This is a genomic window from Lacinutrix sp. MEBiC02595, assembly GCF_053601555.1.
The window spans coordinates 529,639-543,988 of record NZ_JBSHNU010000243.1 but is presented as its reverse complement, the minus strand read 5'-3'; the positions used below and the strand labels follow the sequence as shown (position 1 = coordinate 543,988).

Below are 14,350 nucleotides of genomic sequence, written 5' to 3'. Positions count from 1 at the left end.
TTATTTTTTTAATGTGAAATAGAAAGTAGTTCCTACATTTGGCTCACTATCTAGCCATATTTCTCCGTCGTGTAAATTGACAATCTTCTTAACGATAGACAATCCAATTCCTGAGGAATCCTTACTTTTCTTTAAAGAATGAAATATTTTAAATATTTTATCGTGATACTTTTTATCAATACCAATACCATTATCTTGTATTGAAAATTTGTAGTGGCTTTTAAAATCTTCTACGTCTATAATAATACTACCACACTTTTTATCTATAAACTTAACAGCATTACTAATTAGGTTTTGAAATAGCTGTTGCAGCTTTGTTCTATCGCCTTGTATATCAGGTAACACATGAAGACTTTTAATTTCTATGTGCTCCGGAATGTATAACAGATTAATCAATTCACTAACCATACTATTTAAATCTACATCCACTTTAACGGCATTGTCGGCTCCTACACTAGAGTAATTTAACACATCTGTAATTAGCTGTTCCATCTTCTCTAAAGTGGTTTCAATAAGTCCGAAATTTTGAAGACTTACCGCGTCCAACTTCCCTTGATTATCTTCTTTTAACCAACTTACTAATGCATGTAAACTACGTAAAGGTGATTTTAGATCATGCGATACAATGTGTGCATATTCTTGTAACTCGTCATTACTTCTTTCTAGTTTTTCTAATAATTTTTCTTTTTGAACTTCTAGGTTTTTAGTTTCGGTAATATCTAAATGGATTCCAATAGACCCAATTATTTCACCATCTATATTATAGTTTGGTGCCCCACTTACTAACCAATGTCTCGTCTTTCCTGCTTTACAAACCGCTTTGAGTTCGTACGAGTTGGATAGCCCTTTTTGTCGTTTCTCTCTTTCTTCTTTTAACAATTCTTCTCCGTCTTCCGCAGAAAAAAGTATTCTTGCATTTTTCCCTTTAACTTCTGCTTCGGTATAGCCAGACATTTTCTCAAAACTCTGATTTACCATCAGAATTTCGTCGTCGTTATTTAACTCTACCATCCCTAAATTCATATTAGCAATGATATTATAATATTTTTGCTTTTGCGCTTCTAGGCTTTTTCTGTAGGTTCTTTTTAAGGTGACATCTGTGAAGGTCCATAAATAACCTTTATAGGCACCTCCTGATACTATAGGCATATAACTGCGTTCTAGAATTTTACCATCTATCATTTCTAGCTCGTCACCAACTACTGTTTTTTTATTGGCATCAATATCTCGCATCCTTTGCATAAATCCCTTAGGATCTTTAAACAATACTTTATTTTTCTCGGATGCCGCTGTGCAATCCATACCTAACAACTCCGTAGGTTTTGCATCTATTCCAAAAAGCTCACAAAATTTATTATTTGTGAGTACTATGTTTCTGTTTTCATCTTCTAAAACAATACCGCTATCTAAGTTTAAAATAAGCGCTGATAATCTATTTTCGGACTCTATTAATTTTTCTTCGGATATTTTTTGATCTGTAATATCTCTAACTACACCTTGTGCTGCTACTGGGTTTTGATTTTTATCATAAATGACACTTGCATTTATATGTACCCATTTTACCTCTTTGGATTTGGTATACACTCTAGCCTCATAATTTTTAAAAAAACCTTTGCTTTGCAATGCCAAGAAAGAGGTCATTGCGTAGGAAAGATCTTCTTTATAAATAAGGTTTATAACATTTACTTGATCTCTAGCAATATCATACCCAAATAATTTGGTTGCTGCCTCGTTAAATTTTATGAAGTTACCTTCAAGATCCATAACAACGTATGCATCTAGAATATTTTCAAAAACGCCTTCTAGTTGTGTAGATTTTTCGTCTAAAAGTTGCTCTAGCTTTTGGGAAGTAAAATATAGCTCTCTGGATTTCTCTTCCAGAATTTTTTCTGCTGCTTTTCGGGCAGCTCTTTCTCTTTTTAAAGCACGTTGTAATATTTCGGTTTGCTCTTGACTCATTAATTTTTATGAATAACAAATCTAACTTCCGTTCCGTCTTCTTTAATTTTTTGCAAATCTATGGTCGCTGTTGCATTAAAATGTTCAAATGTTTTATTCATTAATCCTAGACCAAAATGATGCATAGATCTACTAGATTTATATATCATCACCAAAGAGTTCTCTGTTTTTTCTACGACTTCAAAGGTTGGTAATTCTGCATCCGGATAAATCTTTCTAACCTCTACATGAATATGATTTTCTATAGATGAAATCATTTCAATAGGATCTTTATAGGTAGCTAAAAGACCTGGATAACTTTTTTCAATAACGCTAAAAAAGTGCTCTGCGTACACCAAAAGTAGGTTATCTATAGAAATACCTGTATTTTCACTTAAATGCCCTAATAACTGTAGCATTTCGGAAAAACTATAGGTACCAACTGCGGTGTAAACACCTTCAGACTCTAAGGTAGAACTCGTGATAATATTGTCTACCATTTCTAGACCAAACTTATCTTCTACTAATTCTAAAAACTCTGTAAAAACGATACCTTTCATTATTTTAAACTACGATTAATTCATTAATACTCCAATATGCTAATAATTTTTCAATTTTACTAACGTAATCCTCATATTTTAAGGGTTTAATCACATAACCTGCTACTCCTGTTTTATAACATTCCAGCAAATCTTTTTGATTGTTGGATGTCGATAAAATTATGGTTGGAATGTACTTTAAAACACTATCCTTTTTTAGAATATTTAAAAATTCAATACCATTAATCTTAGGCATATTTAAATCTAATAAAATAATATCAGGTAAGTTGTCCTTTTGTTCTAATATTTCTAAAGCTTCTTCCCCATTGTTAGCTTCGATGATTTTATGATCTAATTTTAAAGTTGAAATGGTTCTATTCAATTTCATAACTTCTATCATGTCATCTTCAATAAGCAGAATTTTAAGTTTTTTAATCATATTAAAGGTATTGTTTTAATTACCTCAAAGGTACCTTAATGAGATCACGGCGGATTAAAATTTCGTTTAGCGTAATTTTAGTGTAGGTGAATAGCATTTAAGTGTCGACGAATGGTTTTTAGAACTATTTAGATACTTTACTCAAATTTATTCATTGCATGAAGTGCTGTTAAAAGATTACATTGAGAATGCTGCTTTAGTGTGTTTAAATCTGTTAAAAATTCAAGAGGCATATTATTTATTTGCTTGTCTTGTAAATTCATTTCTAAATGATTTATAAATTCTAAGTTCTTTATGTTTTTATTTAATGCACGTATTCCCATTGTTTGTAAATTATCTTTTTTTGCATCTATTTCAACGGCATACTGGTTAAACGTATTCTTATTAATTGTTTGTTTCTTTTTAAAAAACATATTGCTTATTCTAATGAAGCAAGAGGGCGTTTTTGTCTTAGACATGGTGTTTGTTTGAATTAACTAGACCAAAACTAAATAAAGAAGAATCTAAATTTTAAAAAATTCTTTAAGACACATAACAACTATAGATAAGTGGAAAACAAGTGTAGACGAATGGTTTTTAGAGACCCTAAAAGCCTAGCTACTAAAGGAGTATTAGCAGAACACTCCTTTGACTTTACCCCATAAAAAAAGCCACTATAAATAGTGGCTTATTCTAACTTGCTCCTCTTCTAAGACTCGAACTTAGGACCCTCTGATTAACAGTCAGATGCTCTAACCAACTGAGCTAAAGAGGAGTGTTATTCGCTTTTGCGAGCGCAAATATATGTTTATTTTTAGTTACTACAAATCTTTTTTAAAAAAATTTTAAATTAATTTAACCAATCTTGTATTGCTTTGAATGCATCGTTACCATTTGCAAACAGAACCAAACCTATAAGAAGTACAAAACCAACTAATTGCGCATATTCCATGAATTTATCTCCTGGTTTTCTTCCAGAAATAATTTCATATAATAAAAACATTACGTGACCACCATCAAGTGCAGGAATTGGTAATAAATTTAAAACACCAAGCATAATAGATAAGAATGCTGTCATTTTCCAAAACACTTGCCAGTTCCATTGCGCAGGAAACATTTGTCCGATTGCAGCAAAGCCTCCAATTTGCGACGCTCCTTTTTTAGTGAATATATATTGAAATTGTGCTAAGTAATCTTTTATCTCCCAATATCCCTTGCTAATTCCTCCAGAAACACTTTCGCCTAAAGTATATTCTCTTTGGTTTACCTTTATAAAATCGGGATCTGTTCTTGTTACTACAATACCAACCTTATTATCTTCGGTTGGTGTTAAAGTAAATTCCTTTTGCTCATTGTTACGTTCTACTAGTAAAACAATGTCTTTTGTCGCACTATTTTTTAATTGATACGTAAAATCTGAAAAATAAGTAATCGGATTTCCATTTACAGATACAATTTTATCCTGAGCCATAAGTCCTGCTTTTTCTGCAGGTAAACCTGGTTCTACTTCTTCTACTTGAAAAGGAGAACGTGGTTCGAAAGCAGGTAAATCTCCAGCAGCAAAAAGCTGTTTTCCTATATCTTCAGGAATAGCAAGATCTTCAATAGTACCATTAGGGTGCTCTACTTTAATCGTTTCTATATTTCTAAACATTAGGTATTTACTAACATCTTCTGATAAATCTTCAATAGGCTCACCATCTACAGATACAATTTTATCTCCTTGCTGAAAACCATAGTTCTCCATAGTTTTACTAACGCCGTAACCATGTTTTACATCATCTTTAGAAATATAAACAGTTCCCCAAACAAACAAAATCACCATGTACAGGAAGAACGCTAATAAAAAATTCATAAAAACACCACCAAGCATAATAATTAAACGTTGCCAAGTTGGTTTAGAACGAAACTCCCACGGTTGTGGTGGTTTAGCCATTTGTTCTTTATCCATACTCTCATCTATCATTCCGGCAATTTTTACATAACCTCCAAGTGGTAACCAACCAATACCATAAACGGTTTCGCCAATTTTTTTCTTAAATAAAGAGAATTTAACATCAAAGAATAAGTAGAATTTTTCTACTTTGGTTTTAAACAGTTTTGCAGGAACAAAATGTCCTAATTCATGCAAAACAACTAATATAGAAAGGCTCAAAAATAACTGAGCGGCTTTAATTATAAATACAGTCATGTATTGGTTTTTATTTGTAACGTGCAAAAGTAAGCTTTTATGCTAACTAAAAAAAACACGAAGGTGTATTGCTTAATCCTTTAACAGCCTTTTATGAAAAACACCTTGGTTCGTAGTAAATTTTACAAAGTGAATACCAGAAGACAAGCCTTCTGTACGGATACTTTCTTGATAATCTGTCTCTAACACCAACTTGCCTAAAACATCAAATATTTGAATCTGATGAATCACTAATGCATCCGGTTTATCAAATCTAAGATAGCTTGTTGTTGGATTAGGATACATTATTAAGCTGTTTTCTATTTGAAAGGTATTCGTGCTTAACGTTACCGTATTATCTTTAGAAATCAAATCAAATTCTGGATCAAATAACACGTCGCTTACCGCAAAATTTACGGTTTCTACAAATGTTTCTCCTTGAAAAGTATTATCTAAAACAATATCTAAAATCTCTCCATTTGTACCTACAATTCGTAACGGAATTGGTGCTTCAAAATAACTAACCGAACTATGACTTTGTGTTTGGCTTATTTGAAATTGAAGTTGATTTGCATTTAACCAACTCGAGCTAATATTGTAAGATGGATATCCTTGATTGTAAATCCAATCGTCAAAAAACTCCGTTAAATTTTCACCAGTAGCCGCTTCCATTTTAGCAATATAATCTGGTGTTTTAGCATAACCAAAAGCTAAATCCGTATCACTTAAGTAATCTTGCATGCCTTGATAAAAATTAGCGTCACCTGCTTTTTTTCTAAGCATGTGTAATACCATCGATCCTTTATTGTAACTTAATCTGCTACTAAAAATTCTACCAACACTTGTAGTATCGGAATCTGCTAAATATACAGCCCCATCTGGTTGCGAGGTTATTGAATTCACACGTCCTTGTTTCCAGTTTTTAAAACTTTCTTCTCCATCAAAATCCTCAATTACTAGTCCTGCTAAATACGTAGCAAAACCTTCATTTAACCAAATATCTTTCCAGCTACCACAAGTAATTTTATCGCCAAACCATTGATGTGCTAATTCATGAGCTATTAAGCTTCTTCCAAAACTTCCCATAAAAGAAACTGTGGTATGCTCCATTCCTCCACCCCAACCAAATTGAGCATGTCCATATTTTTCGGATGCATACGGATATTCTTCAAACTTGGTAGAAAACAATTCCATAATATCTACAGTAACTGCCGTACTTGTCTGTGCAGAAGTAAGGTTTTCTGGATATACATAATTTACAATTTCAAAAGGGTTTCCGTTATTAGGAACGGTATGCGAATACACTTCATAATTTGTTGCTGCAATTGCAATTAAATACGCAGGAATAGGAAACTCATGTTTGTAATATGTTGTTTTATTAGCGCCATTTACGGTTTGACTTTGCTCCACACCATTACTTACCGCAATATATTCTTCGCCTTGCGAATTGAACTGCGGCGTAGTTATATACACATCTATATTTTCAATTTTATCATTTAGATCTTGTTTACAAGGCCACCAACCTTTTGCGCCATAAGGTTCTGATAATGTCCAAATAATAGGATCACTATTATGTGTCGTTTGTGCAAAAGAACCAAAACCAGAACTTATAGGATTCCCAGAATAGGTGATTTCCACAATTCCTGTTTGCCCCGTATTCACCGTTGTTTGTAAAGTTATTACCAACTCATCATCTACATTTTGCAAATAAGTTAAGCTATTTCCGTTTTGTAAAACTTGAGAAACAAGCATATTATCTGCTAAATCAAAAGTTACTTCGGTCATATTTTCTTTTGCTACAAAATGTGTAGTCACAATCCCCGAAATACTTGCCACACTTGGGTCTATAGTAAATTCTAATTTATGATAGGTAACATCATAATTCCCTGTATTTAGATTTACTCTATGGTTGTAAATTCTATTATAAGCCGATTTAGCTTCGCCTTCCACAAGGGTATTTAAATCTTCATCAAAGGTTTGTGAAAAAGAAGAACCTATAGAAAGCAAGGTGATCAATAAAAAATAATATTTCATTTCAATAGTTTTTTTTAAGAATTTAAAGTTACAATATTTAGTTTTAACTTATGTAACCATTATTACTAGTACCGCATGAAATAATTTGTAATTTTGCATAACAAAACACCTCTTATGCTTTCGTTTTTTAAAGATTATAAATATTTCGCTCTTGTTTTAGGAATTCTATCTATCCTCATCATTACAATTTTCTACAATATTCTAAAAGTAGAAAAAGTACTACCTATTTATCAACCTGCTTTGGTAAATGCAGAATTGGTAGACAGCACCATGCAATACGTAAAAAAATATCACAAAATTGCAGACTTTAGCCTTACCAATCAAAACGGAAAAACAATAACGCAAGCGGATTATAAAGATAAAATCTATGTAGCCGATTTCTTTTTTACTACTTGTCAAACTATTTGCCCAATAATGACAGATAATATGTATCAAGTTCAAAAGTCGATTTTAAATGATAACGAGGTGATGCTACTTTCACATTCTGTAACTCCTAAAATAGATAGCGTAGCACAATTAAAACGTTATGCACTAAAAAAAGGTGTTCATGATGATAAATGGAATTTAGTAACTGGAGATAAAAAACAAATCTATGCACTCGCTAGAAAAAGTTACTTAGCAGTGAAAACTGCTGGAACTGTTGATGCGTATGATATGATACACACAGAAAACTTTATTCTTATAGATAAAAAGCGACAAATAAGAGGTTTTTATGACGGCACCAATCCGGAAGAAATAGCACAACTTATTGAAGATATAAAAATCCTAAAAAAAGAATATAAATAGTTTATTAAGCAACAATTTTTTTAGCTACTACTTTTATACTACATTTGCTTCTTTAAAATCAATCTAAATAAGCTTGCAAGTAACTATAGCACATCTTAAACGTGGAGAACAAGGCATTATCACTGATGTTTCTTCTGCTCACATACCGTTAAAACTGTTAGAAATGGGTTGTCTTCCTGGTAATACAGTCCAACTTTTACAGGTTGCTCCTTTCCAAGATCCCATGTATTTGAATATTAATGGTACGCATTTAGCAATTCGAAAAGAAACGGCAAGTCATATACTAATCGAAAAAATAGTCCATGAGTAAACAAATAAATGTTGCGCTTATTGGAAACCCAAATACAGGGAAGACTTCTGTATTTAATGCGCTTACAGGTCTACACCAAAAAGTGGGTAACTACCCTGGAATTACAGTCGAAAAAAAAGAAGGTATCTGCAAATTACCGCGTGGTGTAAAAGCACACATTATAGATTTACCAGGAACCTATAGCTTAAATGCTTCGTCTTTAGATGAAAATGTAGTTATAGAACTGCTTTTAAATAAAACAGATAAAGACTATCCAGATGTTGCAATAGTAGTCAGCGATGTAGAAAACTTAAAAAGAAATCTACTTCTTTTTACGCAAATTAAAGATTTAGAAATCCCTTGTATTCTAGTTATTAATATGTCGGATAGAATGCGCTACAAAGGTATTTCATTAGATATTGATTATTTAGAAAAACAACTAAATACTAAAATAGCCTTAATAAGCACACGTAAAAACGAAGGTATAGATACCTTAAAACAACACATTGCTAATTATAAAGAATTATCGATTACGCCTTGTTTGCATGCTTCAGAAATAGATAAAGAATATTTTGATAGATTACGTCAAGCATTTCCTAATCAACTATTATACAAACTTTGGCTAGTAATTACACAGGATGTAAATTTCGGAAAAACAGACAGGCAGGAACTAGAAGCTATCGCTAGCTTTAAAACAAAATCGAAGGCAGATCTTAAAAAGCTGCAACAAAAAGAAACAATAAAACGTTACCAGTTTATAAACAATACGCTTAAAAAAGGACAAACTATTGATGCGAGTCAAGCCAAAGGTTTACGAGCAAATTTAGATAGAGTACTAACCCATAAAGTTTGGGGTTACGTTATTTTTGCATTCATTTTGCTAACCATTTTTCAAGCAATTTACGATTGGTCTAGCGTACCAATGGATTTCATTGATTCTACATTTGCATCTTTAAGTGAATGGACAAAAAACGCATTGCCAGCAGGTGCTTTTACTAATTTAATTGCCGAAGGTATTATCCCAGGACTTGGCGGAATTATCATTTTTATTCCACAAATCGCATTCTTATTCCTATTTATAGCCGTTTTAGAAGAAAGTGGCTATATGAGTCGTGTGGTCTTTTTAATGGATAGAATTATGCGACGTTTTGGCCTAAGCGGAAAAAGCGTAGTACCTCTAATTTCGGGTACTGCTTGTGCCATTCCAGCAATTATGGCAACCAGAAATATTGAAAGTTGGAAAGAACGATTAATCACCATTTTGGTAACTCCGTTTACTACTTGTGCCGCAAGATTACCGGTATATTTAATTATCATTGCTTTGGTAATTCCGGAAGGACGAATCTTAGGATTAAGCTACCAAGCGTTAACACTAATGCTATTATATTTAATAGGATTTGGAACCGCAATTTTTTCAGCATACCTATTAAATAAAGTACTTAAAATAAAGAACAAAAGCTTCTTTGTAGTAGAAATGCCAAACTACAAATTACCACTTATAAAAAATGTTGCTTTAACCGTTTTAGAAAAAACAAAATCTTTTGTATTTGGAGCTGGTAAAATAATCCTTGCCATATCTATTGTACTTTGGTTTTTAGCGTCATACGGACCAGGAAAAAACTTTAATAATGCAGAAGAGATTGTGAAAACAGAATACGCTTCGCAAAACTTATCGGAAGAGGAAATCAATCAGAAAGTAGCTTCGCAAAAATTAGAATACTCTTATATTGGTATCACAGGAAGAGCTATTGAACCTGTTATAAGACCTTTAGGTTACGACTGGAAAATTGGTATTGCTATTGTTAGTTCTTTTGCTGCTCGCGAAGTATTTGTTGGTACACTTGCAACTATTTATAGTGTTGGTAATGATGAAGAAGAGACCATTAAAAACAAAATGGCTAAAGAAATAAATCCAATTACTGGCGGCCCTTTATTTACCTTAGCTTCCGGTATTTCACTATTACTTTTCTATGCCTTTGCCATGCAATGTATGAGTACATTAGCCGTTGTAAAAAGAGAAACCAATTCCTGGAAATGGCCAACTTTACAATTAATAATCATGACCGCTATTGCTTACGTAGCAGCATTATTAGCGTATCAGTTTTTAAAGTGAGGTAATTAATAGAAAATTTTGTAAATTAATAGAATAGCAAACGACCAATAAATTATGAATACAATCATTCAAGACATACTCGTTTTTTCTACTGTTTTACTAGCAGTAGCTTTTATTGTAAAAAAGTATTTTTATAAGAAGAAATCGAAAAAAGCATGTGGAACAGACGACTGTGGTTGTCACTAAAATCCGTTTAAAAAAAGGGATCTCATAAATTTAAAACCAATTTTTATTTGGGCGTTACTTTTACGCATACCTTCCAGGTTTTAAAAACCTTAAAGGATCGCAAAAGTCAGGCTGTCACTACTCAATCTTTTTTTACAAAAAAGGATTTCAAACATGCCGTTTCATCCTTAACGCGCTCACTCTGTCATAAAAACCTTACAAATTATAGGAATATTTAAAGTCTTTGTAAACCGTATTTATTATCAATCTATTTGAGATTTGCGGTCTCACACGACTGCATTTTAATAACGCAATTTTCTAGTTTCTTACCTCTAATTGAATGTAATATTCTTCCATCGGAATCTTATCACCTGAAACAGGATACGGCAAAACATTAAAACCAGAAACATCTAGTTCTTCCGAAGAAAACAAATTCCCTAGTTGCTCCTGCGAAGAAAAAGTAGGATTAATCGTTAACTTTTTTTGTGCTATTTTGTTTCCGTTTTTAAAAACATCCACCAAAACAATTACTTCCCCAGCCCAAATACATTGCACCGCTTTAGGGCATCGAGAATCCTGCACTACTTCCACAAATTTTAATCGAACATCGGCAAACTGTACACTGGAACCAAAATGAAGTTTTGTTACAATTTTTGGGGGTGTTACTATGGTTTCCACTATAGAATCTTGTGCAAAACCAGAGCTTGTTACTAATAATAGAAAAATAAATAATAGGTGTTTCATCTTTAGTTTCCGCGAAAGCGGTAATCTTTTAAATTAATCAAGTGTCTTTAGACATTAAATCCAATCTTAAAACCTACCAAAGTATAATTTACAAAAAGATTGCTTACCCCACTAAACCTTCTTTAAATAAATATTTTTAGCGACATTTTGAGAAACAACCATCTCATTTTCATCAAACGCAATTTTTACAGAATTATCATAAGGTTCTTTATGTTGGATAGTAATTATCGTTCCAAGCGCAATATTATTACTGTCTAGATATTTTAAAAACTCTGAAGAAGTATCGTCAACTCCTACACATTTATAGACCGCTCCAATTTCTGCTTTTGCCAAAACAATTTTTTCAATATGTTTAAAATTACCTTCTTTATCCGGAATTGGATCGCCGTGTGGATCGTGAGAAGGAGAACCTAAAAAAAGATCTAATTCCTCTATTAGTTTTTCTGATTTTATATGCTCTAAGTGCTCTGCAACTTCATGTACTTCGTCCCAAGAAAAATTTAATTTTTCTACTAGAAACACTTCCCAAAGACGGTGTTTTCTTATAATATTTAAAGCTACTCTTCTACCTCCATCGGTTAAAGTAACTCCTTGGTATTTTTTGTAATCTGCATAGCCTTTTTCAGATAATTTCTTAATCATATCTGTAACCGAAGAAGCTTTCGTTTCTAAGGCCGTTGCAATAGCATTTGTATTCACCGTTTTATCACCATTAATTCCTAAATGATAAATAGCCTTAATATAATTTTCTTCCGTTAGTGTGATCATAGCATAATTATGTAATACAAATATAGAAAAGATATATTTCTTAAAATATTTTTAGACTAATCTAAAAATAATTTTATATTTGCTTAAAAATAATTCAAGATGAAACTAATTAATTTTTTTATACTATTACTATTTTGTTCCGCTACAGCGCAAAACACCTTTAGCATCAAAGGAAAAGTGCTATCTAATGGAGAACCGCTTCCTTATGCTAATGTTTATATAAAAAACACTACAAAAGGAACAACAACCAATGATGACGGCTCTTTTATTATTAAAAATTTAGAACCCGGAAAATACAGTATCGCAGCTTCTTTTGGTGGCTACACCCTTCAGAAAAAGACAATAACCATAAAAGATAAAACCGTATTTATAACCTTTAATTTAAATGAAAATGAAGATTTAGACGAAGTTATTATAACCGGAACCTTAAAAGCGGTTTCCAGATTAGAGAGCCCTGTTCCTGTAGAAGTATACTCTCCAACCTTTTTAAAGAAAAATCCAACACCTAATATTTTTGAAGCGCTTCAAAATGTAAACGGCGTTCGCCCGCAATTAAACTGTAATGTATGTAATACAGGAGATATTCATATTAATGGTTTAGAAGGACCTTACACACTCGTTTTAATCGATGGAATGCCTATTGTAAGTGGTTTATCTACCGTTTACGGTTTATCTGGAATACCTAATTCACTAATAGAACAAATTGAAATTGTTAAAGGTCCTGCATCTTCCTTATATGGTAGTGAAGCGGTTGGCGGTTTAATTAATGTGATTACCAAGCTTCCGGAAAATGCTCCAAGATTCTTTGCTGACGGTTTTGTTACAGGCTGGGGAGAAGTGAATTTAGATGCCGGTTTTAAAGCTAATATTGATGAAAAAGCAACGGTTTTATTTGGTGTAAACTATTTTAAATACGATAATATTGTTGATAATAACAATGATAATTTCACAGACTTAACATTACAAAATCGTATTTCTGTTTTCCAAAAATGGGATTTTAAAAGAGCGAGTAATAAAAAATTATCTCTCGCTGGACGTTACTTTTACGAAGATCGTTGGGGAGGAGAATTACAATGGACCAAAGCAGATAGAGGAGGAAATGAAGTTTACGGAGAAAGCATTTATACTTCTCGATTCGAAATCTTAGGAAACTATGAATTACCAATTAAAGAGAAAGTAAATTTTCAATTTTCTTATTCCGACCATGATCAAAACTCGGTTTATGGTGATGTTCCATATTTAGCACAACAACATATTGGTTTCGGACAATTTATTTGGGATAAAAAAATAAACAAACACGATTTACTATTTGGTTCTGCAATACGTTACAACTACTACAATGATAACACTACAGCAACCGAAGATGCAGATCCAGTAACTATTCCTTCCCTATTTGTTCAAGATGAAATTAAGTTCAGTAAAAAACAAAGTCTATTATTAGGAATGCGTTATGACTACGATAGCAGACATGGTAGTATTTTTACACCAAGAGTCGCGTATAAATACAAACCAACAGACAATGATATTATTCGATTAAATGCGGGTACAGGTTTTAGAGTGGTAAATCTATTTACCGAAGAACACGCAGCACTTACCGGATCCAGAGATGTTATTATTGAAGAAGCCTTAAATCCTGAAGAATCTTACAACATAAACCTTAATTATTTAAAAAAAATGTACTTAAAAAATGGCATGTATTTCACTTTCGATACTTCTGCTTGGTATACCTATTTTACCAATGCTATTATACCAGATTACGACACCAATCCAAATCAAATCATATATAATAATCTAGATGGTTATTCTACTACTAAAGGACTTAGTTTTAATGTGGATGCCGTTTTAGGAAGCGGTATTAAAGCTTCTATTGGCGCTACCTACCAAGATGTATCACAAACAGAAAACGGTCAAAAGACAGAACAAATACTTACCGAGAAATATTCGGGAGTTTGGTCCTTTAGTTATAAAAATTACCCAACAAACCTAACCTTAGATTATACCGGAAATGTCTACGGTCCAATGCGTTTACCACTACTTGGTGAATTAGACCCAAGACAAGAATATTCGCCAACGTGGAGTATTCAAAATATTCAATTAACATTTGATGGCATTGATAATCTTGAAATATATGCTGGCGTTAAAAATCTATTAAACTGGACACCAAACAAAGGAAATCCGTTTATTATTGCAAGAGCAGACGATCCTTTTGATGAAAACGTACAGTTTAATGGAAACGGAGATGTTATAGCAACAGCAGACAATCCATATGCGCTAACCTTCGATCCTTCATATGTATATGGACCAAATCAAGGCATTCGTTTATTCTTTGGTGTAAGATATAAACTGAATTAATCACACATTTTTAGTATCTTCGTAATAAATATTT

Annotated in this window: 13 protein-coding genes and 1 tRNA gene; 5 read left to right on the top strand and 9 right to left on the bottom strand. The window is 32.5% G+C overall.

Going from position 1 to position 14,350, the window contains the following annotated elements:
- From ACVCZW_RS16055 to ACVCZW_RS16025, 7 genes are all read right to left on the bottom strand, one after another.
- Nucleotides 1–1,959 (bottom strand): PAS domain-containing sensor histidine kinase, encoded by a 1,959-nt coding sequence (locus ACVCZW_RS16055; RefSeq protein ID WP_452232884.1) that lies wholly within the window; start codon nt 1,957–1,959, stop codon nt 1–3.
- On the bottom strand, nt 1,959–2,498 hold the full coding sequence (locus tag ACVCZW_RS16050; protein WP_452230699.1) for a heme NO-binding domain-containing protein: 540 nt from the start codon (nt 2,496–2,498) through the stop codon (nt 1,959–1,961). Before ACVCZW_RS16050 ends, ACVCZW_RS16055 begins: the two co-directional genes overlap by 1 nt.
- A 4-nt stretch (nt 2,499–2,502) precedes the next feature.
- On the bottom strand, nt 2,503–2,916 hold the full coding sequence (locus tag ACVCZW_RS16045; protein WP_452230698.1) for a response regulator: 414 nt from the start codon (nt 2,914–2,916) through the stop codon (nt 2,503–2,505).
- 137 nt (nt 2,917–3,053) lie between these two features.
- On the bottom strand, nt 3,054–3,374 hold the full coding sequence (locus tag ACVCZW_RS16040) for a hypothetical protein (protein ID WP_452230697.1): 321 nt from the start codon (nt 3,372–3,374) through the stop codon (nt 3,054–3,056).
- 222 nt (nt 3,375–3,596) lie between these two features.
- Nucleotides 3,597–3,670, bottom strand: a tRNA-Asn gene (locus ACVCZW_RS16035).
- Nucleotides 3,671–3,745: 75 nt separating this feature from the next.
- Entirely contained in the window at nt 3,746–5,086 is a 1,341-nt protein-coding gene (gene rseP, locus ACVCZW_RS16030; RefSeq protein ID WP_452230696.1) for an RIP metalloprotease RseP, read from the bottom strand.
- A gap of 72 nt (nt 5,087–5,158) precedes the next feature.
- The gene (locus tag ACVCZW_RS16025) at nt 5,159–7,099 is read right to left on the bottom strand and encodes a M1 family aminopeptidase (protein WP_452230695.1); all 1,941 of its coding nucleotides are present in this window, start codon (nt 7,097–7,099) and stop codon (nt 5,159–5,161) included.
- Between the two features lie 114 nt (nt 7,100–7,213).
- Here ACVCZW_RS16025 and ACVCZW_RS16020 point away from each other — a divergent pair, with 114 nt between their 5' ends.
- From ACVCZW_RS16020 to ACVCZW_RS16005, 4 genes are all read left to right on the top strand, one after another.
- Nucleotides 7,214–7,885, top strand: coding sequence for an SCO family protein (locus ACVCZW_RS16020; RefSeq protein WP_452232883.1), 672 nt, complete (start codon nt 7,214–7,216; stop codon nt 7,883–7,885).
- Between the two features lie 73 nt (nt 7,886–7,958).
- Complete coding sequence (locus tag ACVCZW_RS16015) at nt 7,959–8,195, top strand: FeoA family protein (protein ID WP_452230693.1); 237 nt, start codon at nt 7,959–7,961, stop codon at nt 8,193–8,195.
- A complete protein-coding gene (gene feoB / locus ACVCZW_RS16010; RefSeq protein WP_452230692.1) occupies nt 8,188–10,287 on the top strand; it encodes a ferrous iron transport protein B in 2,100 nt (699 codons plus the stop codon). Before ACVCZW_RS16015 ends, feoB begins: the two co-directional genes overlap by 8 nt.
- A 54-nt stretch (nt 10,288–10,341) precedes the next feature.
- Nucleotides 10,342–10,473 (top strand): FeoB-associated Cys-rich membrane protein, encoded by a 132-nt coding sequence (locus tag ACVCZW_RS16005; RefSeq protein WP_452230691.1) that lies wholly within the window; start codon nt 10,342–10,344, stop codon nt 10,471–10,473.
- A 297-nt stretch (nt 10,474–10,770) separates the two neighbouring features.
- On the opposite strand, the gene ACVCZW_RS16000 is transcribed toward ACVCZW_RS16005, so the two are convergent.
- Both ACVCZW_RS16000 and ACVCZW_RS15995 read right to left on the bottom strand, forming a co-directional pair.
- Nucleotides 10,771–11,196, bottom strand: coding sequence for a hypothetical protein (locus tag ACVCZW_RS16000; protein ID WP_452232882.1), 426 nt, complete (start codon nt 11,194–11,196; stop codon nt 10,771–10,773).
- 111 nt (nt 11,197–11,307) lie between these two features.
- Nucleotides 11,308–11,964 carry a metal-dependent transcriptional regulator gene (locus ACVCZW_RS15995; protein WP_452232881.1) on the bottom strand — a complete coding sequence of 219 codons (657 nt, stop codon included), beginning with the start codon at nt 11,962–11,964 and terminating at the stop codon, nt 11,308–11,310.
- A gap of 99 nt (nt 11,965–12,063) precedes the next feature.
- Here ACVCZW_RS15995 and ACVCZW_RS15990 point away from each other — a divergent pair, with 99 nt between their 5' ends.
- The gene (locus tag ACVCZW_RS15990) at nt 12,064–14,316 is read left to right on the top strand and encodes a TonB-dependent receptor (RefSeq protein WP_452232880.1); all 2,253 of its coding nucleotides are present in this window, start codon (nt 12,064–12,066) and stop codon (nt 14,314–14,316) included.
- Nucleotides 14,317–14,350: the final 34 nt, after the last annotated feature.